The sequence below is a fragment of the Dyella kyungheensis genome (assembly GCF_016905005.1).
Taxonomy (GTDB): Bacteria; Pseudomonadota; Gammaproteobacteria; order Xanthomonadales; family Rhodanobacteraceae; genus Dyella; species Dyella kyungheensis.
The window spans coordinates 199,380-222,807 of the sequence record NZ_JADIKC010000005.1 but is presented as its reverse complement, the minus strand read 5'-3'; the positions used below and the strand labels follow the sequence as shown (position 1 = coordinate 222,807).

The 23,428-nt window shown below is 61.1% G+C and carries 26 protein-coding genes and 1 tRNA gene; 7 read left to right on the top strand and 20 right to left on the bottom strand.

Going from position 1 to position 23,428, the window contains the following annotated elements:
• Positions 1-3: 3 nt before the first annotated feature.
• The 3 genes from smc to ISP20_RS12375 all read right to left on the bottom strand — a co-directional run bounded on the left by smc (position 4) and on the right by ISP20_RS12375 (position 4,334).
• Positions 4-3,513 (bottom strand): chromosome segregation protein SMC, encoded by a 3,510-nt coding sequence (smc, locus tag ISP20_RS12385; protein WP_204636401.1) that lies wholly within the window; start codon positions 3,511-3,513, stop codon positions 4-6.
• A gap of 255 nt (positions 3,514-3,768) precedes the next feature.
• Positions 3,769-4,020, bottom strand: coding sequence for a BolA family protein (locus ISP20_RS12380; protein ID WP_425490822.1), 252 nt, complete (start codon positions 4,018-4,020; stop codon positions 3,769-3,771).
• A gap of 8 nt (positions 4,021-4,028) precedes the next feature.
• The gene (locus tag ISP20_RS12375) at positions 4,029-4,334 is read right to left on the bottom strand and encodes a YciI family protein (protein ID WP_204636399.1); all 306 of its coding nucleotides are present in this window, start codon (positions 4,332-4,334) and stop codon (positions 4,029-4,031) included.
• Positions 4,335-4,490: 156 nt separating this feature from the next.
• Between ISP20_RS12375 and ISP20_RS12370 the strand changes: the two genes are divergently transcribed.
• A complete protein-coding gene (locus ISP20_RS12370; protein ID WP_204636398.1) occupies positions 4,491-5,129 on the top strand; it encodes a YidC/Oxa1 family membrane protein insertase in 639 nt (212 codons plus the stop codon).
• A gap of 49 nt (positions 5,130-5,178) precedes the next feature.
• Here ISP20_RS12370 and lysS read toward each other — a convergent pair whose 3' ends face one another.
• From lysS to prfB, 3 genes are all read right to left on the bottom strand, one after another.
• On the bottom strand, positions 5,179-6,699 hold the full coding sequence (lysS, locus tag ISP20_RS12365; RefSeq protein WP_204636397.1) for a lysine--tRNA ligase: 1,521 nt from the start codon (positions 6,697-6,699) through the stop codon (positions 5,179-5,181).
• A 101-nt stretch (positions 6,700-6,800) separates the two neighbouring features.
• The gene (locus tag ISP20_RS12360) at positions 6,801-7,127 is read right to left on the bottom strand and encodes a hypothetical protein (protein ID WP_239535754.1); all 327 of its coding nucleotides are present in this window, start codon (positions 7,125-7,127) and stop codon (positions 6,801-6,803) included.
• 42 nt (positions 7,128-7,169) lie between these two features.
• A protein-coding gene (gene prfB / locus ISP20_RS12355) for a peptide chain release factor 2 (RefSeq protein WP_204636396.1) occupies positions 7,170-8,295 on the bottom strand; the annotation gives its coding sequence in 2 pieces (ribosomal slippage) (positions 7,170-8,219 and positions 8,221-8,295; 1,125 coding nt in all).
• Between the two features lie 164 nt (positions 8,296-8,459).
• Here prfB and ISP20_RS12350 point away from each other — a divergent pair.
• Positions 8,460-9,791 carry an aspartyl protease family protein gene (locus ISP20_RS12350; RefSeq protein WP_204636395.1) on the top strand — a complete coding sequence of 444 codons (1,332 nt, stop codon included), beginning with the start codon at positions 8,460-8,462 and terminating at the stop codon, positions 9,789-9,791.
• 42 nt (positions 9,792-9,833) lie between these two features.
• On the opposite strand, the gene asnB is transcribed toward ISP20_RS12350, so the two are convergent.
• The 5 genes from asnB to ISP20_RS12330 form a co-directional block, all read right to left on the bottom strand.
• Complete coding sequence (gene asnB / locus ISP20_RS12345; protein WP_204636394.1) at positions 9,834-11,507, bottom strand: asparagine synthase B; 1,674 nt, start codon at positions 11,505-11,507, stop codon at positions 9,834-9,836.
• Between the two features lie 92 nt (positions 11,508-11,599).
• The gene (locus ISP20_RS21735) at positions 11,600-11,728 is read right to left on the bottom strand and encodes a hypothetical protein (RefSeq protein WP_275586806.1); all 129 of its coding nucleotides are present in this window, start codon (positions 11,726-11,728) and stop codon (positions 11,600-11,602) included.
• A gap of 51 nt (positions 11,729-11,779) precedes the next feature.
• The gene (locus tag ISP20_RS12340; RefSeq protein ID WP_204636393.1) at positions 11,780-12,172 is read right to left on the bottom strand and encodes a SpoIIAA family protein; all 393 of its coding nucleotides are present in this window, start codon (positions 12,170-12,172) and stop codon (positions 11,780-11,782) included.
• 133 nt (positions 12,173-12,305) lie between these two features.
• Positions 12,306-13,244, bottom strand: a complete 939-nt coding sequence (locus ISP20_RS12335) for a TolB family protein (RefSeq protein ID WP_204636392.1) — start codon at positions 13,242-13,244, stop codon at positions 12,306-12,308.
• 60 nt (positions 13,245-13,304) lie between these two features.
• Positions 13,305-13,586, bottom strand: a complete 282-nt coding sequence (locus ISP20_RS12330) for a 2-hydroxyacyl-CoA dehydratase (RefSeq protein ID WP_204636391.1) — start codon at positions 13,584-13,586, stop codon at positions 13,305-13,307.
• A gap of 252 nt (positions 13,587-13,838) precedes the next feature.
• Here ISP20_RS12330 and ISP20_RS12325 point away from each other — a divergent pair, with 252 nt between their 5' ends.
• Complete coding sequence (locus ISP20_RS12325) at positions 13,839-14,009, top strand: hypothetical protein (RefSeq protein ID WP_204636390.1); 171 nt, start codon at positions 13,839-13,841, stop codon at positions 14,007-14,009.
• A 30-nt stretch (positions 14,010-14,039) separates the two neighbouring features.
• Here the strand turns inward: ISP20_RS12325 and ISP20_RS12320 are convergent, their stop codons facing one another.
• The 3 genes from ISP20_RS12320 to ISP20_RS12310 form a co-directional block, all read right to left on the bottom strand.
• On the bottom strand, positions 14,040-14,459 hold the full coding sequence (locus tag ISP20_RS12320) for a GFA family protein (protein WP_239535752.1): 420 nt from the start codon (positions 14,457-14,459) through the stop codon (positions 14,040-14,042).
• Between the two features lie 85 nt (positions 14,460-14,544).
• A complete protein-coding gene (locus ISP20_RS12315; protein ID WP_204636389.1) occupies positions 14,545-14,775 on the bottom strand; it encodes a hypothetical protein in 231 nt (76 codons plus the stop codon).
• A 214-nt stretch (positions 14,776-14,989) separates the two neighbouring features.
• Entirely contained in the window at positions 14,990-15,865 is an 876-nt protein-coding gene (locus tag ISP20_RS12310; RefSeq protein WP_204636388.1) for an alpha/beta fold hydrolase, read from the bottom strand.
• 444 nt (positions 15,866-16,309) lie between these two features.
• Here ISP20_RS12310 and ISP20_RS12305 point away from each other — a divergent pair, with 444 nt between their 5' ends.
• The 4 genes from ISP20_RS12305 to ISP20_RS12290 all read left to right on the top strand — a co-directional run bounded on the left by ISP20_RS12305 (position 16,310) and on the right by ISP20_RS12290 (position 19,495).
• A complete protein-coding gene (locus tag ISP20_RS12305) occupies positions 16,310-16,711 on the top strand; it encodes a hypothetical protein (protein ID WP_204636387.1) in 402 nt (133 codons plus the stop codon).
• 179 nt (positions 16,712-16,890) lie between these two features.
• Positions 16,891-17,754 carry an AraC family transcriptional regulator gene (locus ISP20_RS12300; RefSeq protein WP_204636386.1) on the top strand — a complete coding sequence of 288 codons (864 nt, stop codon included), beginning with the start codon at positions 16,891-16,893 and terminating at the stop codon, positions 17,752-17,754.
• Between the two features lie 37 nt (positions 17,755-17,791).
• Complete coding sequence (locus tag ISP20_RS12295) at positions 17,792-18,199, top strand: DUF2000 domain-containing protein (protein WP_204636385.1); 408 nt, start codon at positions 17,792-17,794, stop codon at positions 18,197-18,199.
• Between the two features lie 828 nt (positions 18,200-19,027).
• On the top strand, positions 19,028-19,495 hold the full coding sequence (locus ISP20_RS12290; protein ID WP_204636628.1) for a pilin: 468 nt from the start codon (positions 19,028-19,030) through the stop codon (positions 19,493-19,495).
• A 303-nt stretch (positions 19,496-19,798) separates the two neighbouring features.
• Here the strand turns inward: ISP20_RS12290 and ISP20_RS12285 are convergent, their stop codons facing one another.
• From ISP20_RS12285 to ISP20_RS12260, 6 genes are all read right to left on the bottom strand, one after another.
• Complete coding sequence (locus ISP20_RS12285; RefSeq protein ID WP_204636384.1) at positions 19,799-20,431, bottom strand: BRCT domain-containing protein; 633 nt, start codon at positions 20,429-20,431, stop codon at positions 19,799-19,801.
• 78 nt (positions 20,432-20,509) lie between these two features.
• Positions 20,510-20,689 carry a DUF3606 domain-containing protein gene (locus ISP20_RS12280; protein ID WP_204636383.1) on the bottom strand — a complete coding sequence of 60 codons (180 nt, stop codon included), beginning with the start codon at positions 20,687-20,689 and terminating at the stop codon, positions 20,510-20,512.
• A 306-nt stretch (positions 20,690-20,995) separates the two neighbouring features.
• Positions 20,996-21,100 (bottom strand) — tRNA-Leu (locus tag ISP20_RS12275).
• A 39-nt stretch (positions 21,101-21,139) separates the two neighbouring features.
• Positions 21,140-21,886, bottom strand: a complete 747-nt coding sequence (locus ISP20_RS12270) for a hypothetical protein (RefSeq protein ID WP_204636382.1) — start codon at positions 21,884-21,886, stop codon at positions 21,140-21,142.
• Between the two features lie 91 nt (positions 21,887-21,977).
• On the bottom strand, positions 21,978-22,220 hold the full coding sequence (locus tag ISP20_RS12265; RefSeq protein WP_204636381.1) for a hypothetical protein: 243 nt from the start codon (positions 22,218-22,220) through the stop codon (positions 21,978-21,980).
• A 40-nt stretch (positions 22,221-22,260) separates the two neighbouring features.
• On the bottom strand, positions 22,261-23,160 hold the full coding sequence (locus ISP20_RS12260; RefSeq protein WP_204636380.1) for a DUF4393 domain-containing protein: 900 nt from the start codon (positions 23,158-23,160) through the stop codon (positions 22,261-22,263).
• Positions 23,161-23,428: the final 268 nt, after the last annotated feature.

Below are 23,428 nucleotides of genomic sequence, written 5' to 3'. Positions count from 1 at the left end.
TCCTCAAGCTGCGCCCGCAAGTTTAGCTGCTTCGGCGAGATCCACCTGCACCAGGCGCGACACGCCCGGTTCGCGCATGGTCACGCCACACAGTTGGGAAGCCGCTTCCATAGTGGCCTTGTTGTGGCTTACGAAGATGAACTGCACCTTTTCGCTCATCTCGCGCACCATGTTGGAGAAGCGCCCCACGTTGGCCTCGTCCAGCGGCGCGTCCACCTCGTCCAGCAGGCAGAACGGCGCGGGGTTGAGGCCGAAGATGGCGAACACCAGCGACACCGCGGTCAACGCCTTCTCGCCGCCGGAAAGCAGCGTGATGTTGGAAACGCGCTTGCCCGGCGGGCGCGCCATGATCGCCACGCCGGTATCGAGCAGGTCGTCGCCGGTGAGTTCGAGGTAGGCGTGGCCACCGCCGAACAGGCGCGGGAACAGTTCCTGCACGCCGGCGTTGACGCGATCGAAGGTTTCCTTGAAGCGCTGGCGCGTTTCGCGATCGATCTTCTTGATCGCCGCCTCCAGCGTTTCCATCGCGCTGACCAGGTCGGTCAGCTGGTTGTCGAGGTACGTCTTGCGCTCGCTCTGCTCGGCGTGTTCCTGGATCGCGGCCAGGTTCACCGGTTCCAGGCGAACGATCTTCTGGCCGATCTCGACCAGCTGCGTGCGCCACTGGCTGGCGTCGGCGTTCTCCGCGAGCTCGGCCAGCAGCAGCTCCAGTTCCAGGCCCGACGCGGTGATGGCTTCGGCCAGCTGCTCGGCGCGCAACTGCAGTGCCTGAGCGGCGAGGCGCTTCTGCGAGAGGTTCTCGCGCAGGCCTTGCAGCAGCTGCTCGATGCGCTGGCGCTCCTGCTCCAGGCGACGGAATTCGCCGTCGCAGTCTTCCAGCGCACGCCGCGCTTCCACCAATTGCTTGTCTACCAGCAGGCGCTGGTCGAGATAGGTCTGGCGTTCGGCTTCCAGTTCCGCGATGGGATCGGACCCGGCGGCCAGCTGTTCGGCAATTTCGCTGCGACGCGCTTCGATCTGGCGCAACTGCGTGTCCATGCGCGCCAGCGACTGTTCCAGCGACGTGAGCGAGGAGCGCTTGGACTCCATCGACAGCGCCAGCGCGTGCGCCTGGTCGGCCGCTTCGCGTGCATTCATGCGTGCTTCTTCGCGCGCTTCGAGCAGCGCGCGGCGCTCGTTCTCGAGTTCGCGACGCTGGTCTTCCATGTCGCCCATGTGGCCGACGGATTCGTCCAGGCGCGCCCGCGCCTCGCGCGTCTGCGTCTGCAATTCGTCGAGCTGGGCAATCAGGTCACTGACTTCGCCGGCGACTTTTTCCGCGCGGGCACGCGCCGTTTCCATCTTGCCGCGATGGCTCTGCACCTGGCCGGCCAGTTCCGACTGACGGCGGTGCGCGTTGTAGAGTTCACGCTGTGCATCGTCGCGCGCACGCTCGGCTTCGAACTTGCTCGTGCGCAAATCGTCCAGCGTGCCAGTGGCTTCTTCGATGCGGTCTTCCAGCGCCTGGATCTGCTCGGCCAGCGTACGCATCTCGCGCTCGCGCGCCAGCACGCCCACCTGGTTGCCCTGTGCACGACGCACGCGCGCCCAGCCCGGGCCCAGCCACTCGCCGCTGCGCGTCATCACCGACTGGTACGGCGCCAGCGCCGAGAGACCGGCAACGATCTGATGCGCGTGTTCAATCGAGTCGGCGGTGAGCACATGATTGAGGATCGACAGCGCCGCCGCCGGACCGCGCACATGCGCCGCCAGCGTGCCGGCGGTATTCACACCGCCGTCGGCGCCGTTGACCAAGGCCACGTCCGCATTCTCCAGCGCGCCGAATTCGGTCGCGAGGGTGTGCGATTCGTCCACCAGCACCGCATCGAGGAAACCGGCGAGCGCCGTTTCGACGGCTGTTTCCCAACCTGCTTCCACCTGCAGCGATTCGCCCAGGCGGCGCGATTTGTCCAACCCCAGACGCGCCAGCCAGCCGCTCGCTGCACTTTCCTCCTGGCCGAGCGCCGCGTGCTGCAGGGCTTCCAGCGAGGCGTGACGGCCACGTGCGGTCTGCAACTGCTGGCGCGCCTCGTTGAGCGACGACTGCACCTGGCGCTCTTCGTCCAACACTTTTTCGTGGCTGAGCTTGTGCTGATCGAGCAGGCTGCCCAGCGATTCGACGCGTTCGCGCTGCGTGTCGTGCTCGACCAGCAACTGCTCGGACGCGGCATCGAGTGCGGCGATATCGGTGGCCTTCTGCTCGGCCTCCAGCGCTTCGCGACGGCGTCCAAGATCGACGCCCTGGCGATCCAGGTAATTGAGCTTGGTGCGCTCCACTTCGGCAGCGCGGCTGGACTCGCCGGCCGTGCGCGTGTGCGAATCCCAGCGTTGCTGCCAGTCGGCCAGCTTGGTTTCGGTGTCTCGCAGCGATTCGGTGGTGTCGTCCTGCATCTGCTGCAGGGCCTCGAGCTTGGGCTCGCCTTCGGCCAGCGCCGTGCGCAGCGTTTCCACCTGCGTGCGGTCGTTGGCGATGTGCTCGGCCAGTTCAGCGTGTTCGCGCTCGGTCTCGCCCTGCGCACGCTGCAGGCGATCGGCGGTTTCGCGGTTGAAACGCACCTGCTGCTCGACGCGGGCGATCTCGGCGCCGACCTTGTAAACCTCGGCCTGCACCTTGTTCAGATGATCGGTGGCATCGGTGTGACGCTCGCGCACCGTTTCCATCTGCGCCTCGTGATGGCGCTGGCTGGCAACGTGCTTCTCGATCTCGATCTCGGCCGCGGACAGGCCCGAGCCTTCCTGGTCGTGCTGGCCCTTGAGGCCGCGGTATTCGAGCGCGCGCAACTCCGCTTCCTTGCGCGTCTGCTCGTCCTTCAAAGCCTTCCAGCGCTCGGCGGCGCGGGCCTGCCGGTTCAGGTGTTCGAGCTGCTTGTCCACTTCGTCGCGCACGTCGCGCACGCGGTCGAGGTTTTCGCGGGTGGCCTTGATGCGGCTCTCGGTTTCCTTGCGGCGCTCCTTGTACTTGGAGATGCCAGCGGCTTCTTCCAGATGCGTGCGCAGTTCGTCGGGCGCGGCCTCGACGATCTGGCTGATCATGCCCTGCTCGATGATCGAGTAGCTGCGCGGACCCAGGCCGGTGCCGAGGAACAGATCCGTGATATCGCGGCGGCGGCAGCGCGCGCCGTTGAGGAAGTACGCCGACTGACCGTCGCGCGTGACCTGGCGCTTCACCGAAATCTCGGCGTACTGCCCGTATTCGCCCTGGATGGTGCCGTCGGCGTTGTCGAAGATCAGCTCGACCGTGGCCTGGCCCACCGGCTTGCGCGCGTTGGAACCGGAAAAGATCACGTCGGTGAGCGAGTCGCCGCGCAAACGGCTGGCCGCGCTTTCGCCCATCACCCAGCGGATGGCGTCGATGATGTTGGACTTGCCGCAACCATTGGGACCGACCACGCCGGTCATATTGGTCGGCAGATGCAGGGTCGTCGGGTCCACGAAGGACTTGAAGCCGGCGAGTTTGATCGTAGTCAGGCGCATGCGGGCATCGGCGGCAAAAGTGGATAAGCCCGGGGGCGCCCGGGCGATGGGTCACTGTGCCAAACGCCGGCCCCAGCCGCAATGCGTTTAGACACTATGTTTCACTTTAACAGCAGCTTGTAAGCCAATGTTATAAAAGAATTTAGGTGACGAAGGAATTTGGCGGGAAGCAAGGCGTCGGGGCGTATGGGCCTGGAACGCCGCGAACTGGCTAAAAAGTAAGCACTTCCCGCCGAAACCGAGCCGCCGCGGGGCTTATTCCCCCGGCGCCTTCGCATCGATGGACAGCGCGTGGATACCGTTGTCCATCAGCCCCTGCAGGGCCGCGTAGACCAGGCGATGACGCTTGATCGAGAGCTGTCCGGCAAAGGCCGCGCTGACGATGCGCACGTGGAAATGCCCCTTCCCTTCGTTGGCGTGGCCGGCGTGCTTGTAGCCCTCGTCCAGCACCTCGAGCGTCGAAGGGTCGAGCGCCTGCTGCAGCCGCTCGCGGATCTGTTCGACCATGGACGCGCTCATGCCCGCGGCAGCGCCTTGATGAACGGCTTCACGCTGACGCTGGCGTAGACGCCGGCGTCGACGTACGGGTCGACCTTGGCCCAGGCTTCCGCCTCGGCCTGCGACGGGAATTCGGCCAGGATCAGGCTGCCGGTGAAGCCGGCCGGGCCCGGATCGTTCGATTCGATGGCGGGAAACGGGCCGGCGATCAACAGGCGGCCTTCGTCCAGCAGCTTCTGCAGGCGCTCGATATGCGCGGGGCGCGCAGCCTTACGCTTTTCCAGCGAATCGGGGACATCGGTTCCGACGATGGCAAACCACATGGGAAACACCTACGGGGCAAAAGCGAAAGTTTAGCCGACTGCGCCACTCCTCCGCTGGGTGGCCTTGCTTTTGGGTCGGCGGCGCCCATGTGGCGTGGGAAGCGGCAGTGCCATCACGGCGCTCGCACCTCGGGGACACCAAGAAGGGAGAGGTAAATGGAGCTGTGGAACGGATTTGTCACCCTGATCAACCAGGTGCTGGGCGGCCTGGCTCACGAACTGGGCAATAGCTACGGGCTCGCCATCATCGTCATGGCACTGGTGGTTCGACTGGGGCTGCTGCCGTTGACCTTGCGCACCGCCGAGCAGGGCTGGCACCAGCGACGCAAGATGGAAGCCATCAAGCCGAAGCTGGAAGAGCTGGCGAAACGCCATGCCGATGACCCGACGGCGCACGCGGCCGCGATGCGCACGCTTTACCGCGAACACGGCATCGGCGCCGGCATGGGCAGCGGGCTGCTGACCGCATTGGTGCAGGCGCCACTCGGACTGGGCGTCTACAGCGCTATCCGCCAGGGTTTGGCCGGCGCCGGATCGTTCCTGTGGATTCCACGGCTGGCACGGCCGGACATCCTGCTGGCGCTGCTGGTCGGGGCGCTTAGCTATGCGGCGATCACGCTCAACCCGGCGATGTCGACCCAGCTCAAAACCGTACTCCAGCTGTTGCCGGTGCTCGTGTCCTTCATCGTGGTGTGGCACGCCGCCGCCGGCCTTGGCCTGTACTGGGCGGCCTCCAGCGCGGTCAACGTACTGCAGTCGGCGTTGCTGCGCCGTCGTCTGCGCGCCTATCGCTGACCCATAAAAAAAGCCCCGGTCTCGCCGGGGCTTTTTCATGCGCGGGTACTCAGGCTTCCGGGCGCATATACGGGAACAGCAACACATCGCGGATCGATGCCGAACCGGTCAGCAGCATCACCAGACGGTCGATGCCGATACCCAGGCCGCCGGTCGGCGGCAGGCCCACTTCCAGCGCGCGGATGTAGTCGGCATCGAAGTGCATCGCTTCGTCGTCGCCGCCAACCTTGGCTTCCACCTGCTTCTGGAAACGGGCGGCCTGGTCTTCCGGGTCGTTCAACTCGGAGAAGCCGTTGGCCAGCTCCTTGGCGTTGATGAACAGCTCGAAGCGGTCGGTGATGCCGGGATTGGTGTCGCTCTCGCGCGCAAGCGGGGACACTTCAACCGGATGATCGGTGATGAAGGTCGGCTGGATCAGCGTGTGCTCCACCGTCTTCTCGAAGATTTCCAGCAGCAGGCGTCCCCAGCCGAAACCGTCCTTCACCTGGCAACCCAGACGCTTGGCGTGCGCGGCCATCGCCTCGCGATTGCGCAGGTCGTCGCGCTTGATCTCCGGGTTCAACTCCAGCACGGCGTCTTCCATGCTCCAGCGGCGGAACGCCGGACCCACGTCGATCTCGTTCCCTTCCCACACCAGCTTGGTGGTGCCGATCACGTTCTTGGCCGTCTCGCGGATCACTTCCTCGGTGATGTCCATGATCTCGGTGTACGTGGCGTACGCCTGGTACAACTCGAGCATGGTGAACTCGGGGTTGTGTCGGGTCGACACGCCCTCGTTGCGGAAGTTGCGGTTGATCTCGTATACGCGGTCGAAACCGCCGACCACCAGGCGCTTGAGGTACAGCTCCGGCGCCACGCGCAGGAACAGGTCCATATCGAGCGCGTTGTGATGCGTCACGAACGGACGCGCCGTGGCGCCGCCCGGGATCACGTGCATCATCGGCGTTTCCACTTCCATGAAGCGGCGCGGCTCGGCTTCCAGCCACTTGCGCATGAAGCCGATGATCTTGGAGCGCTGCGCAAACGTGCGGCGCGCTTCCTCGGTGACGATCAGGTCGACGTAGCGCTGGCGATAGCGCTGCTCCACGTCGGCCATGCCGTGATGCTTGTCCGGCAGCGGACGCAGGCTCTTGGTCAGCAGGCGCAGCACATCCACCTTCACCGACAACTCGCCCGTTCGCGTGCGCATCAGCGTGCCTTCGGCGCCGACGATGTCGCCCATGTCCCAGCTCTTGAACGCCTTGTACGTATCCTCGCCCACCGTGCCCTGGTGGATGAACAACTGGATGCGTCCGTTGACATCCTGCATCTGCACGAAGGCGACCTTACCCTGGTCGCGCTTGAGCATGACGCGACCGGCGACTTTCACGCGGCGAGCAAGGCCTTCGATGGCTTCCGCGGTCCACTTCTCCGCATCGGCAAACTCCGCCTGCAGATCGCCCGTGAACGCGTCGATCTTGAAATCGTTCGGAAACGCCACGCCCTGCCCACGCAACGCCTTGAGTTTCTCGCGGCGCTCGGCGATCAGCTTGTTCTCGTCGATGGGCTGGATATCGGTCGGTTCAGTCATGAGGTTCCCGTCGCTGCCAGCGCCTGCCTCATGTGGCGGACGCATTTTTTTGTTTGTCTTCAGATCGTCTGGGCGAAGGGTTTTCCCCGCGCCACCAATGATCAATCGTCCTTACCGAACGCGTGCTTGACGGCGTGCCTGGTGGCATTCCATCCATCACGCGCGCCGTGCCCGACGGTCAGGGCGGCATCCCTCGTGCCGTGACCCACCGCCACTCCCACATCCTTCGCGCCGTGCCCAACGGACACGGCCGCGTCCTTCGTGGCATGGCCCACGTCGCGGCCCGCGTCGCCGACCTTCTTGCCGGCCGCGCGCGCATCCTTCTTGACGCCCTGGCTGGCAGAGTTGTCCTGCGCAATGACCGTACCCTGGCATGCCATCAAGGCGACACATGCCATCAGCGTCCGAAAAGTCTTCCTGCGATTCATGCGGGCATTACCTCCGGCGTGGCCAGGTTCCATAGGTGTCGATCAGGCATCCACGCGCTTGGCACCAGCATCCAGGCCGGACTTCAAGCTCGCTTCGACGAATTCGTCGAGATCGCCGTCCAACACCTTCTGCGTATCCGAACGCTCGATGCCGGTACGCAGATCCTTGATACGGCTCTGGTCCAGCACGTAGTTGCGGATCTGGCTGCCCCAGCCGATGTCGGACTTGCTCGCTTCCAGCGCATCCTTCTCGGCATTGCGCTTCTGCAACTCCAGCTCGTACAGCTTCGCAGCCAACATCTTCATGGCGCGATCGCGGTTGGCGTGCTGGCTGCGTTCGGTCTGGCAGGCCACCACCGTATTGGTCGGGATATGCGTGATACGCACGGCCGATTCGGTCTTGTTGACGTGCTGACCACCGGCGCCGGACGAGCGGTACACGTCGGTGCGCAGATCGGCCGGGTTGATGTCGATATCGATGTCGTCGTCGACTTCCGGCGACACGAACACCGAGGTGAAGCTGGTGTGGCGGCGGTTGTCCGAATCGAACGGGCTCTTGCGCACCAGGCGGTGCACGCCGATCTCGGTCTTCAGCCAACCATAGGCGTAGTCGCCTTCCACGCGGAACGTGGCGGACTTGATGCCCGCGACTTCGCCGCCGGACACTTCCATCAGCTCGACCTTCCAGCCGCGCGATTCGGCCCAGCGCAAGTACATGCGCAGCAGGATTTCGGCCCAGTCCTGCGCCTCGGTGCCGCCGGCGCCGGCCTGGATGTCCACGAACGCGTTGTTGGCGTCCATCTTGCCGGAGAACATGCGCTGGAATTCGAGCTTGGCGACCTTGGCTTCGAGGCCGGCCAGATCGGCGATCACCGAGTTGGCGGTGTCTTCGTCGCTGTCGGCGGCGGCCATCTCCAGCAACTCGCCAGCATCGGTGAGGCCGGAGGTCAGGGTGTCGATACCGCTGACGATGGTGTCCAGGCGGGCGCGTTCGCGGCCCAGTTCCTGCGCGCGCGGCGGATCGTCCCACACGGTGGGGCTTTCCAGTTCGCGGCTTACTTCTTCGAGGCGCTCACGCTTGGTGGCGTAGTCAAAGATACCCCCTAAGCGACTCGACGCGGCCCTTGAGGTCCGCGATCTGCGCATGGATCGGATTGGTCTCGATCATGTGATTTGAAGTTCCGGATATTCAGCCTTCTAGGATAACAGAGGTGCCTCAGCGGCCGGAATGCGCCCGGTGTAAACGGCCACCGTGAACCTGCGTTCATGTGCGACGGGCCGACCGTTTCCCGGAACGGGCGACAGGAACCGCATCATCACAAGGATTGGCAGATGGGGAATACGCGTAACGATTGGCGGGCTGCGGCCTTGGCCGGCCTGCTGACCCTGGCGAGTGCGGGCGTGGCCGCCGGGGGAATCAGCGTTTCCCATCCCGTGCTTCCTGGCGCCGAAAGCATCGAACAGGAAAACACCGATCTCCAGGCGATCTGGAAGGCGATGCGCTCCGCCGACGCGGACGCACTGGTCAAGCTGTACCAGGACAACCACGACCCGGTCGTCCATGTCTGGTCGGCGATGGCGCTGGAGCGCGTGCATTTCAACCTGGATGCCGCCACCGCCGACGCCAGCGCCTGCGAAAGCGCGCTGCTCGACGTGCGGCCGCTGATTGCCCTGTCGTGCGGCCAGTTTCTCATCGGCAACCTGCAACTGGCGGGACGCTGGGCCGATTCCCGCCAGGCGGAAAGCGAGCTCATCACCCGTTTTCGCGGTCACGGCATCGACCCCGAGCTCGACAAGATGCAGGCCTGGCTAGACAGCCATGCCGACGAGCCGATGCTTTCCTACGACATCCCCGCCGGCGACGTGATCCTGCCGCTGAAGCAAAGAGAGCGACAGATACGACCGGACGACCAGACCACTCCCCGTTTCACCGTTTCTGCCAACGGCCACGAGCTGGATGCCATCCTCGACACCGGCGCCAGCGACATGATCCTGGGCCAGGACGACGCCGACCGCCTGGGCGTGAAGCCGCTCGATCGCAAAGGCCACGTCAACGGCTGGCTCGCCAAGGATGTCCCCACCCAGGCCGGGGTTCTCGAAACACTGGAGATGGGCGGCATCACCCTGCACAACGTACCGGTGACCGTGGTGCCGCGGCATATCGTGTTGATCGGCGGCAACCTGGTGGCGCCGCTGGGCACGCTGGAGATCACCCGCAGCGATATCCACGTCTTCGGCAAGGATTCTCCCGTGCCCGCCTGCGCCACGGCCATGCGCGTCAGCAGCGCGGCCTGGGGCAGCAACATTCGGCTGTATCCGCAGCTGTTGGTCAACGACACGCCTCAATCGGTGATGCTCGATACGGGCGCGAGCCACTACCTGGTCGGCACGCGCGCCGCGCTGGACGAGGTCACCACACTCCATCGCACGAAAACCATGATGGGCGACATCGGCGGCAAGCACGCGTTCGTCAATGCCGACACTGCCAAGGTCAAGCTCACCATCGCAGGCCAGCCGTTCGACATGACGTTCGATGTCTACACTGAAGCCGACAACGTCAAGCATCCCATCACGCTGGGCGCCGGCGCCCTCCGCGACATGGATTTCCTGCTGGATTTCCGCCGCCAGCATCAGTGCTTCCTGCTGCACTCCAACCTGCGTTGATCGCGCGACGGCCGTGCAAACGCGCGGCCGTCATCATAGACATCACGCCAGCGCCTGCTGATGCACCCCGCGCACCGCGCGGCCCGAAGGATCGGCCGCCGCCGCGAACGAGGGATCCCACGCCAACGCGGCAGGCGAAGAACACGCGATCGACTTGCCGCCTGGCACCGTTTCCGCGCAGGCCTGACCGGGGTAGAAACGCTCGAAGATGCGGCGATACAGATACGCCTCCTTGGTGGCCGGCGGGTTGTGCACAAAGCGCGTGGATGCAGCCGCGAATTCGCGATCACTCACCGCCTGCTCGGCATGCGCCTTGAGGCCGTCGATCCAGCCGTAACCCACGCCGTCACTGAACTGTTCTTTCTGGCGCCACAGGATTTCGTCCGGCAGCGCACCCTGGAACGCCTCACGCAACACCGCCTTCTCGATGCGACCCTGCCCCGCCATCTTGTGGCGCGCATCCATGCCCATGGCCACATCGAGGAATTCCAGATCGAGGAACGGCACGCGCGCTTCCACGCCCCAGGCCATCATCGACTTGTTCGCGCGCAGGCAGTCGTAGCTGTGCAGCGCATCGAGCTTGCGCACGGTTTCCTCGTGGAACGCCTCGGCCGATGGCGCCTTGTGGAAATACAGATAGCCCCCGAAGATCTCGTCGGATCCTTCGCCAGACAGCACCATCTTCACGCCCATTGCCTTGATTCGGCGCGCGAGCAGATACATCGGCGTGGAAGCGCGGATGGTGGTGACATCGTAGGTCTCGATATGGCGGATCACTTCCGGCAGCGCGTCCAGGCCTTCCCAGAAGGTATACACAAAGCCATGGTGCACCGTGCCCAGTGCATCGGCGGCTACTTGGGCGGCAGCCAGATCCGGCGAACCTTCCAGGCCAATGGCGAAGGAATGCAAGCGCGGCCACCAGGCTTCGGCGCGATCGTCGTCTTCCACGCGATGCCGCGCAAAGCGCGCGGCGCATGCGGCCACCAGCGAAGAATCCAGGCCGCCGGACAACAGCACGCCGTACGGTACATCGGTCATCAGCTGGCGGTGCACGGCTTGCTCGAACGCGTGACGCAGCTCGGGCAGCGGCACATCGTGTCCCTGTGTCTGCGCGTAGTCCCGCCAGGGCTTCTGATAGTAACGACGCAATTCGCCATCCGCGCTGTCGTAGACGTGCCCCGGAGGAAAGGGCGTCACGTCGTTGCACAGTCCCACCAGCGATTTCATTTCCGACGCCACGCACAGGCGCCCTTCGCCATCGTGTCCCCAGTAGAGCGGGCAAACACCGATGGGGTCGCGGGCAATGAGATAGCGCGAGGCGGCGCTGTCCCACAGGGCAAACGCGAAAATGCCGTTGAGTTGCGCTACCCAGGTCAACGGCGATTCGTTTTCCCGATACAGCGCGTTGATCACTTCGCAATCGGAGCCGGTGGTGAAGTCATAGGCGCTGGCCGCCCGAAGCTCACGGTGGTTGTAGATCTCGCCGTTCACCGCCAACGCCAGCACGTCGTCGCGCGAGCGCAGCGGTTGTGCGCCACTCGCCGGGTCGACGATGGCGAGGCGCTCGTGCACCAGGATTACCCCCGCGTCCACGAAGACGCCGCTCCAGTCCGGCCCCCGGTGACGCTGGCGTTGGGAGAGTTCCAGCGCCTGCTGGCGCAACGCCGCCAGGTCATCGCCGGGCTGGAGATCGAACATGCCGAAGATCGAACACATGACTTGGATTCCTGGTTGTCTTTCGCGTGACGGAAAACAAAAAAGGCCCGCTGGGAGCGGGCCTTTTTGCGTGTGTAATGTGTTGCTGCTGCTTACACGCCGGCCCACCCGTTGCTGCGGGTATTGGTATTGGCGTTGTTATTGTTCAGCGCGCGCAGCGGCTCGTGCGCCGACGCGGAGGCGACGGTCATGGCAACGAGCTGGGCGTGAATGCTGAGCATGGGCCCGACTTCACCACATGTCGCTTCAGCTGACAAGCGCGGCAAAAGGTTTCATTTGTTCCCATCTTCATCGGCTGGGCGCGGCTCGCTGATCCATGCCATGGCTTCATCCAGCTGCGCGTTGTGAAACAGCTTGAACTCCGCCGGCACGGCAAAACCCATGGCCGCCGCCGTCACCCGCAACCACTGCACGTCGGTGACCAGCGCCGCCCGATCCCAGCCGCTGAAATGACGAAAGCCCAGCTGCACGTCTTCCCATACGGCGCCGGGATCGAAGCCGGTGAACTCGGGACCGACGTGATAGAGCAGGCGCAGTTTCCGGTTGATCGCGAACGCCGCCTCGATGTCCGGCACGAGCACTTGCGAGTAATCCGTCGCAGTGACCTGCCCGCTCGCGCGAAACCCCAACGCGCCTGCGGGTAAACCTGGGATCTGTTCGATCATGATCGACATCCTGTGGCCTATGGACGTCTGTATCTCAAAAGCTTTGTTACGGAGGCGTCATCGAAGCAACAAGACTGCCGCGCGCCGTGGATAGGCAACGATGGCGACCGTCTCGTTTACGCGACGTCAGGGTCTAGTGCGCGGCCTTCGCGTGCGCCGCCAACCAGGGGGCCAACGGAATCTGCCAGATGTTGTACTTGCCGTTGTCCCAGTCCGCACGCACCGTGCCGGGCGCGATATCCACCATGCGGTCGCTGGCGAAATAAAGCGTCTGATGGTCAGGACTCAGGCGTGCCTCGGCATCGGAACCCGCGCTGTTCACGCCGTTGCCGAGATGGATCGGCGTGCCCCATTCGCCGTTGTCGCGAAACACGATGAACAAATCGATCCCGCGCGCCGGCGAACGGCTTGAGCCGAACACCACGAAGGATTCATCGGGCGCCACCGCCGGATCGACATCGGTGACGTGGCCATCGCTGAAGGGCAAGGCCTGCGGCTCGTCGTAGCCATTGCGGTGCCAGGCCGCGCGAAACAGCCGGAAATGCTTGGGATCAGCCGCCGGATGCATGAAATAGAGCGAGCCGTCGGCCGCCACGCTGGGCGCAAACGTCGAGTCGCTGCCATTCACCACGTCGGGCAAGCGCACGGGCGCGCTCCACCTGCCGTTGTCCCATGTCACCTTCCACAGATTGCCGCCGCGCTCGGGGAAACTGCGCCCCATGAAGAATCCATCCAGCGGCTTGCCGTGCGGCGTCTTCGGTCGATTGGAAATAAAGACGAGGAAACGCCCATCCGGCGACATGGCCGGCTCCATGTCGCTCCATTGCCCCGAGAACGGCGCAGTGACCGGCGTCGACCAACGCCCCTGCTCGAGATGACTGACCAGAATGGTCGAATTCGTACCTTCGCTGCGCGTGAAATACACGGTGCGTCCGTCCGGCGTGAACGCCGGCGCGCTATCGTGCAGCGGCCCCGAGATCACGCCGGGGGCGAAGACGGTGGGCGTGACATCCTGTGCGACGACATTCGCACCCAGCAAAGCGAACACAGCAGCGAATGCGTAGCGGAACATTCCGATCCCCCGAGAGAAGTGCCGGATGCTAGCGCCCCTGCAAGCGCGGGCAAAGTGTGCTTAGCCTTCCGGTTCCGTTTTCCGGCTGACGCGGCGCTTGCGCGGCGGTGCCGCCTCGGCCGCAGCGATCAGGCTTTGCAGATACGCAATGCCTTCCTCTTCCGGGAAGAAAGCCACCACGTCGGCCACGCTCAAGCGGTGCCGCTCGCGCAAAGCCAGAAACTCGCGACGGGCGCGATCCATCGGCTTCTCATTGGCATCGTGGCGACGCGCCTGTTGTTCCTTGTCCAGAGCGGCCAGTTCTTCCTGGAACTGCCGAAAAGCGTCTTTTTGGATGGCCATCGCAAAAGTGAGTCGCGGCGATGCGGGGCCGGCATTGTCGCACGTCATTTCATGCGATAGGGAACTTGCGTCGCCGCGCGATCGCCATCTACCGGCCGCCATGCGATAGCGCTGTCATGAGAGCGTCATGGCCCTCGATTCCTAGGAATTTCATAAGAATTACGTTCGCCAAAATCCGCGTTTGCTTTAACCGGTCATCAACGACCGGCTCGATAGGCTGAACTTCCCACGCGACAACCACCAGGAGTGCATATGGATCCGATGACCCTTGATGCGCCGATTGCCAGCGCGGAACACGACGCCCGCCGCGTATCGCCCGAGCCCGCCGAGGGCTATGTACTGGACCCCTGGTCGGGCCTTTACACGGAAACCGAGGCAACCTATCGAAGCCGGGTCCAATCCTCCCCGACGCTGATTGCCTGACACGAAAAACCCGCCGCAGCGGGGTTCTTTCTATCCCTCGGGAAATTCCCGGTATTGCGGCAGGTCGTCGGTGATCTCGAACCACGGCGCCTTCGAGCCCACGAATATGTGCTTATTGGGCCGAATGGCCGGCGCATCCACCAGCGTCCCCATCGCCACGTGCACAAAGGCGCCCTCGCGCACCACCGAATAAAGCAGCGAGCCGCAGGCCGCGCAATGCGCGTCATGCCCCTCGGGCTCACCCACGATCAGCAGGCCGCCTGCGCCCTGCACCACCCTCAGCTTCTCCCGCTCGATGCCCGCGAACGGCTTGAACGCCGAGCCCGTGGTCCGGCGACATTGCGAACAATGGCAGTTGGCGGCGTATACAAAGGCGTCCTGCACTTGGTAATGCACCGCGCCGCAATAACACTGGCCCATCAATCGCCGGTCGTCGTGCCCGCTTCCCATGGCGCCTTCTCCTCGCCGTTGCGCTGGGCCGATCTTAGCCGAGCCATACCGGGCCGTACTGACGCCCCGCGGTGCAATGGGTCAGTTACTGCCCCAGCGGGTCAGCATGTGCGCGAATCCCACGCAGCATGATTTCGGCCTGGATATGCCCCGCAATGGCCGCCTCGTCGGCGGCACGGCCATCCAGCGTATCCAGCAGGGTGGCGAACCCATACAGCCAGGCCCGCCAATACACCGCCTCGCCGCGCTCGAAGACCTCGCAGAAGACCTCGACGGGCTCGCCCTCTGCATCAATCAATGTGAAATTCATTTCCATGGCAGCAACCACTTGTTGGAGCACAGCCGTACCCAACCGCGAGACAAGGCGGCACTTGGAAATACGGAATTCCGTGCGGGGACTAAGTTGTTGTTTCTGACTTGGAGAGAATCAAGGAGCGTGCCAGCGGGCAGTGCTGGGCACTATGGCTTATGGCCAAAATAAAGAGACCCGCTGCGAGGCGGGCCTTTCGTTATTTCATTGGAACGCTTTTTTAAGCGCGCTGGACGCTCGATGCGAAGTCGGCAATATTCCGATTCAGCTGAACCTTATGAGTGAAATAGAGCCCATGCGGCGCATCCTTGTAGATAACCAGGCGAGCATTTTCGAATAGATCGCAAGCCGGCTTGGAGGTCACCTCCAGCGGAATCGAAGCATCGGCATCGCCATGGATAAACAGCATCGGCGTCTTGATACCCACCAAGTCCGGGCGGAAGTCCGTGGTCGCCTGGATATCGGCCAGCTCAATCGCAGCCTGATACGTCGCCTGATTCATCATGGCAAGCGTGGCATCGATGATTCCGCGCGAACCCTGATGCGCAAAATAAGCCTGCGACCGGCGTTCGGCCCAACCGGAGAAATCGTCTTTCAACTCCGTCTCGTTGGCGAGCAACCACTCACTGGGAATGCCGGAAGGATTGTCATCCGTCTTGATAAGGAACGGAATGGCCGCCGGAGCAAGCATGAGAACGCCCGAGATTCGCTTGTCGCCATGACGCGTCAGATAGCGCACGATCTCCGCGCTGGAGAACGAGTGGGCAACCACCACGACATCACGCAGACCCAGCGCCTCGATCAACGCCGCCAGATCATCCGCCAACGTGTCGTAGTCATAACCACGCCCCGGATCGCTTGACAGACCGTGCCCGCGCCGATCATAGGCAACGCACCGAAAACCCTGCGCCGCCAGCGGATGCATCTGATAGCCCCACATCGCCGAGTTGAGCGTCCAACCCGAGAGAAACAACAACGGCCTGCCCTTGCCCCAGTCGCGATAGAACAGCTCCGTGCCGTCGGCGGTGGTGATGTAGTTGGGGCGTGCGGCTGTGGTTTCGAGGTGGCAAGGGGCGATGGCGTGTGCGTGGACCATGATCTTCTCCGGTGGCATTGAGTGCGGTCGTTGGGTGCGCTCAATGTCAGTGAAGAGTGGTGGGGGCTCAATTACGTGGGAGGTAATCAAAAACCGGATATGAAAAATTCCGGGGCATTTAGTCGCCTTAGCTCAGGAAGCCCTCAATGCAACGTGATACGCAACACAATGTTTGACGCATCCTCTCTCTCCTAAGAGCTACACCCTTCATCCAAATTGACGCCAGTGAGCGACGACGCGCACCGTTCCATCCGCGCAGCTTGCCTGTGCAGCTATGTGCACGTTTCACGCTGATCGAGGCGAAGGACGGGTCGCAAATAGTTGCGACAAAGAAGCAAGACACTGGCCTCGTTTCAAGGAATACATCTGATCAATCGCCTTCTTGCCAGCGACAGCAAGAGGCCAGAACGTTGCGTCGCATTCACATCTAAGGAGAGAAGTGCAGTGGGCAAGAATCGTTACTTCAAGACATGGGGCCTGGCCTTCGTATTGGCCGGCAGCTTGTTAGCCACCGCTACCGCATCAGCCGCGTCCTTTGTCACTGCAACACAGGTCGTCACCATTCCGGCGGGAAGCTACCCGTCCACCATCACTGCGACATGCCCCGCCGGCTACACCGTTACAGGCGGCGGCTTTCAGGAGATCAACCAGGTTGCAAATAATGGCGGCGGATTCGATCCAGCCACTCTTGCGACGAATCCGTCGGGATATGCATGGCTCTCCACGTTTTACTTCATGGTCTACTCAAGCGCGCCGACTGCCGCGGGGGACGGCTGGACCGTCACGGGTCAAGTCATGCCTATAGCCCCCGCCACGGTGACCGTCTACGCGCGCTGCATGATGTAACAAGATCCCGAAGTCGCTGCTCAGGGCGTTGACGGTGAAAGAGTAATCACCAAAAAACGGGGTTAGGTTCACTTGTATCGTTAGCCTTCAATCCGAGAAGTAAACCTGGCCCCGTTCCCAGCAGTAAACTCCCTATCACATCCATCCGGCCGAAGGGAGCGCCGTGAGCTCCAATTCGCATGAACAACAGCCGCGAAAAATCCAGCGACGACTGGATTCGACTCTCCCGTGATCCCGATACAGGGATCGAGACGGTGCATGCGCACTTTCGCGGTCACGCGTACGACCCGCATGACCACGACGAAGTGCTCGTGGGGGTGACGCAACAGGGAGTTCAGCAATTTCGATGTCACCGGACCACCCACCGGAGCACCGAAGGGCGAGTCATGCTGATCGAGCCCGGCGCGGTTCACGATGGCTACGCTCCGCAAGAGTTCGGCTTTACCTACGCCATGCTTTATCTGCCGCAGCGTTGGCTAGCGTCCATGGCCGGTCGGCTTGATTCGGTGGACGCTTCGGGCATGGGCTCTGCTTTCCGAAAGACGGTGGCCACGGATGACAAGCTGCGGGACACCATCCAGAACGCTTTTCTCGCGCTTCATTTCAAAGAGGCCAAGCTGGCTCGCGATCAATGCCTGGACGAACTGGTTCGGCGGCTCTCCATGCACACAAGCCCGACTGTCACACCGGCATCGAATTCGCCCGACCAGGTTCTCCTCGCCCGCGATTTCCTCCACGACCAGATGGCCCGCGACATTGGCCTGGACGAATTGACCGCGCACTCCGGTATCGACCGCTTCCGCCTGACCCGCCAGTTCAAGCGCATGTTCGGCCTATCGCCGCATGCCTACCTGGTGCGATTGCGATTACGCGTAGCCCGAGCGTTGCTGGCCGGCGGCGGGACGCCAAGCCAGGTTGCGCTGGACGTGGGATTCGCCGACCAGAGCCATATGGGACGCTGGTTCCAGCGAGCGTATCGCCTCTCGCCCGCGGCCTACCAAAGCCAATGCACAAATGTTCTAGATCGCCCGCTAACGCCCTGAGGAATATGTCCGTCTCAGTGCGTGGAAGGAGAATGGAATGTTCGATACGAAAGTCGCCCTCATCGTTCGCGATGACCTGGCGAGCTGGCAGCGACTCAACGTGGCTGCCTTTTTGGCGACAGGCATCGCCGCTGCGGCGCCCGACGCCTTGGGCCTGCCCTATCTCGATGCCGCCGGCACCCCCTACGGGAACATGCTCGGCCAACCCATTTTGATTTTCCAGGCAGACCTGCATGGCCTTCAGTCGGCCCACAAAGCAGCAGTACAAGGACACCTGACAATCATTCCCTATGTCTTCTCGATGTTCTCCACCGGACACGACGAGGCGAACCGGCAGGCTTTTCTCGCCGAGGATCCTGGCAACTTGAACTTGGTGGGTCTGGGGTTGCGTGGTCCGAAAAAGGCGGTGGATAAAGCGATCAAACGTCTGTCGCTTCACCCTTGAAGTCGTCGCGAAACACGGCGATCGATCTCACCTCTCAGGCACAAAGCATGAGGCGAACGGCAGCGGGTCGACTTGGCAACTGATAAGTGGCTGCGCTCAAGCCCATCTGACCTTGTGAGCGCAGCCATCGACGTTGCGAGAAAATGAAGCTACCTGAAAAAAACCTTCCTCTCCCTTTACCCCGGTACGCTCCTGGATGTTCGAGCAAGGGGCCGCGCGAAATTGGCGGACAACATGGTGAAGAACCCATCCGCGTAATTTCTTGCGTCGCCGCTGTGACCACCCCATTTCGGTTCTCCCTAAGGGAGAGAACCCAGATCATGGCCGATGCTGCTTTAGGGCGCACGGCACGCCAACCTGCGGCGCTCGCCCCCAATCAGGACTGGGAGATGGTTGTTGCAAAGCCTCTGCGCCTTCCTATCTGGGCGAGCACTGGATTTAGACGTCCAAATAGATAACGAAAATTGTTACAAACCGGTGACCGCACGACAGCCAAAGTTTCGCGTCTAAAAGCGTGTGGACGTCACATTTCTAGTTGGGCCGAGTTGTTCATCGTTCTGGCGATAGCTATCGTCCTCGCCACACAGGGTACTTGGCATCAACGGGATCTCGAGCTCACGCGCCTTGGCGGCGGGTTGCTCCGTGCAAAGGACGATCGACACGCATTCAAGGTCTTTGCTCCATGGCCGATAGCAGGTTGCCGTCAATCTTTCCTTCGCACAGAAAATGGTGACTCTGCGTCAGCTTCGGTATTCCAAGTTGGTTGCACTTGCAACGAACAACTCGCATCACTTTTTCTCAGCCAAATTCTTGAGTGCTAGGGGGCATATGAGAATTTATCGGAACACTCGTCGGCAGGCGGGCTTTACGTTGATCGAATTGATGATCGTCGTAGCCATCCTCGGGATCTTGGCAGCGATTGCGATACCCGCGTATCAGAATTACGTGATTCGTTCTCAGGTGATGGAAGGCTTTTCGCTAGCCGAAGGTCCGAAGCTCGCACTCGAAGAGTACTACTACAGCACCGGTGAATTTCCCACCACGGAAGCTCAGGCGGGTCTGCAGAGCTCCAATGCTTATGCCGGCAAGTACGTGAGCCGTGTAGATGCACTTTCGCGGACCGGTGACATTCTGGTGCACTTCGACAACACAGATGGGCAACAGGCCAACGCCGCCATCGCCGGCCGTCAACTGGGGTTTTCCGCGGTAATCACCAATGGCACGATCCAATGGGTGTGTACCGACCGCAACATCAATGGCATCGATCTTCAATATCTGCCTCAGACCTGTCGCTGATGCACGCCGGATAGTCGGTTTCCAGCCGCGCTCTACTGCCCGAGAATGCATTGGCCCATGATGGGCATTCGGATGACGGTCGCGCTCTCGCCCCTCGCCTAGATGCGGCCACCGTCCACTCCATCATTCACCCGCATGTAGCCTGTCACCGACCATCGAACCGACCACGGTGAACGATGGTCGGCAAGTCGTCGCCAGCGAGGCCGGTGCGAAAGGCCGTCAAAAAAACGGGACGGCGGTAGTTATGCTCTTTTAACTACCTCCGTCCCGCTCTCCCCCGCTCTCCCCTGTCCCGCTCTCCCCTCAGCTTAGCGACTCAAGCCAATGCCTTTCAGGGATAATCGATATCTTCGAGCCCGCTTGGCGAAGCTCAGCAGCCTCCTGGATCTTTCGTCCATAGGATGAATGCAGCCAATCTCGCGAGCCAACTTCTCCGACTACGACGTAGTCAGTCTTCGGGCTAACCGCTGCGCGAACCGCACCACCTCGCGACTCGATCGCCTCACAAACCGCGCGCCGCTTTCCATAGCTAAAGACGCCGGTCACCACGAAGACACTTGCTGAATGCAGGATGGTAGGGAATGGATTATCAAATGGCAGTTCAGTGCTAAGGCTATTCCCACTACTGGGCGAAACCACCTCCCCTCCGACGGTGGCTGATAATGCATCAAGAAGGTCTCGTTGTTCGTCCGGATCAAGGACGCCATCATGCATTGCGTCCCGTACGCGCGGATAAAGCGTGCTAAACGGAAATGTTTCAGCGAACTCCCGATGCCGCTCCAACCAGTCCAATAGGAATGCCGCCTCTGATCTGTTCACCGCGCCGTCTGCAAGGATGCCTCGGCAAATACCGATCAGTTCGTCGACCGAACGACTATGGCGCCAAGTGTGAGTTACGGCGGCGCTCGGGGCCGACCCGTTGTCTGACTTGAACATCTCCCCTCCCCCTTTTGCTCCTTCACAAGCGCGGCGCGTAGCGAGCCTTCGAAGCCGAAGGCTCGCTACGTTTGCTGCCTAGCGCTTACCGAGATGTTGACGCACCGCATTCGCCGACACGCCAACTACCTTCACGGCGGCGCGCAACTGGGCCTCCGTGCAGCCGAATTGCTTACACCACCAACGAACTTCCCAGCTTTCGTTTACGTTGACCCTGGCCCGATCTGCCGGGCCTCGATTGTCGAGATCGTCAGACATTGCTCTCCCCCGATTCACGCGTTATCGCGCTCGCCGAGATTACGACCGAAAGTACGTATGAGCCTGTCATACTTCGAAGATCTAATTTGTAGGAATAACCTGACAGATCTAATGTACCCTCTAGTGCATTACCGAGAGCTTCGATCTTTGCGATCAGAAACGAGAAAACCGCTAATCCAAAGTCGTCTATCTCAGAACTGGGCTATTCAGCCCTGACTCCCCCAAAATCGCATCCACAAAAAACCGCCACAACGGCGGGTTTCCTCTTACTGCTGAATCCAGCGCTGAATCGCTGAATCCACTGATTGGTGCCCAAGGGGGGGGGCTCGAACCCCCGCGCCTTACGGCGCTACCACCTTAAGGTAGTGCGTCCCGTTTCCCGGTATCTTGCGACATGGCCACTTCCGGGGCCCAAAGCCCGCGTCTCCCGTACAGATCCAACCTGATCGGCTAATTCGGAGGGGCGTGGCTGGCTTCAGCCACTTGTTGAACACTACTGCCTTCTTCGGCGACGACAGAAGTCTGCTCATTGTTCGATTGCTGCGTTGCCGATTCTTCGAGCCCTGGATCCATAGGCGTTCCAGCGATCAAGACGGCTTTCTTTTCGGCCTCATCGGAATAATGGAGAAGAAGGCGGCACGCCTTCAATGCGTCTTGCACCCAGTGGGTCGCAACCATATGAAGGCTATTGCTGTCGCTCAGGTTAATAACCTTTTGGACTACAGCAGAAGCTTCCTTGCTCCACGCAAGCGCCCTAATCACGGCAGCACCAAAGTCGCCGGTTACGTTGATTGCCAAGCGATCCAGGTTGCCTATGCGATCCATATCTCGATGGTTAAGGGCATAGATCGTGTATGGGAACGCCGCGGAATCGAAATAAATAATCGCGTACTCTGTATGCTTATTAACAATCGCCTGAGCCGCGCACAGCGCTTTCACTGCTATATCCGCAAGTTTCCTCAACTCTCCGATGGGAGCCTGTAGGGCAAGCGCAGCTCGAAGATTAGCCGCGGCTTCAGAGGCAAGCGCTTCCTGTTTTCGATCTTTTCGGTCTGCCGTAGCAATATCAAGCGCCATCTTCGCCGCCTTCTTTGCCTGCCATGCGGCTGCCGCGGTTGCAATGGCTGCCAGCAACCCAACCACCACAGTGGCTACCACAATCCCCCAGGCCGCCTGCTCCGTGGCACTCAACGTCATCCACCAGCCATGGCTCGGCCAAGACTGGGGGTAGTGATGAATCGGCACCCTCGGCTTGCTCAAGTCGGGCCAAAGACCAATGCGCCAAGCATTATTCGGCCAAAATTGCTGATAGCTTTGAAGCGATGTAGGTGCCACTGCCACTTCCCCCGAGTTCTTTCCTGATCATGCTGTCCATAAGCCCGGGCAGCAACCTTTTGTTGGCATCACCAAGCCCGCTCTCTAGGGCCAGCCCGGAGAAAACGGGACCGAAGTGGCTAAACAGCCGTGCCATAGCAATGAGAAGATGTTCTAACCAACCAAGCCCCGTTTTCCACCCCACCTTCTTTCTCACGCAATAAGAATCCATCAAGCGATGATCAACGACAATAAATCTACAACTCATTGGTATGCACAGGATTCTCCCTGATTCCAACCGCAACAGAGAACAAATTCCCAAACACCGTCATTCGCAATAGTCCAAATTGCAGACCAACGCGAAACACGTGTTTCCCATCGTTCGATACCAGTCGGCCCTGCCCCTGACCTCTTTCGTGCAATTCAGCATACACGGGGTGGCTGTACGCCCACTCGTATTGCTTATCATCAGAAATTTTATTTTCGTAGCTGACGGTAATTAAGCCAAGGCGACAATAGTTATCAACCATCAGCTCGATTCTTGGATCCGGAGAACACTCCCCAGTTTCACTATCGACGATATCCAGCAGGTGGTTTTTTACCGGGATAACGTGAATAGGCCTCCCCGAGTCATCCAATTCCTCCCCCGCCAAAACAACCCGTGCAATCGGCGTATAGGCCTCCTCGAGGATCTGGCTGACAATTTGAGCTTCGAACGGGGTTGTCTGACGAAGGACATCGGCGAACGCTGGGTGCGCACCATTTGCCCGATCACAATCGATAGAAGCAGAGAGGAGATTCAAATACATCTTTCTCAAATCTTCACTCGCGTGATTGAACGCTAACCCCTGCAGCGCGGGACCAGCGATTGATGGATCTGGCTCAACCAATCTTTCTTTAGGTATAGACTCGGTCTTCTCGACAAAATCCCCAGGAAACCTCTCCTCAAAATATCTCTTAGCTTTGTCAAATGCAAAATTTACCGCCGCCAGCGGAAGCAAGGCATTATTTATAGCAGCGGTAATGGTTACAGCAGCCCTGCCTATATTATTAGCCGAAACCTTAGCCTCAGGACTTTTTCCTGCCACCTTAATTAACCCTGCAATTGCGTCTGAGGCCTTGATCACATCATCAACCACGTCCTTCTCACTGCTCATGCTGGCTCCAATCGCCACGGGTAAAAATTTCCATCCCTAACTTTATAATAAACGTCCTATCACGCTCAAGTTAATCGAAGTCGGCACAGTCATTTCATTACAAGAACGGAATCAGGCTCACTTCTATCGTTAGCCGTCAATACGAGAAGTAAACCTGAGCCCGTTATCTGGTTTTCGCGTCCCGTTCTTGCGGGATAATTTCATAGATCAGCACGCACGTTTTTGAGACCGCGCACGGCCTTCATATCCTCTAAGGGAATGGTGCTGA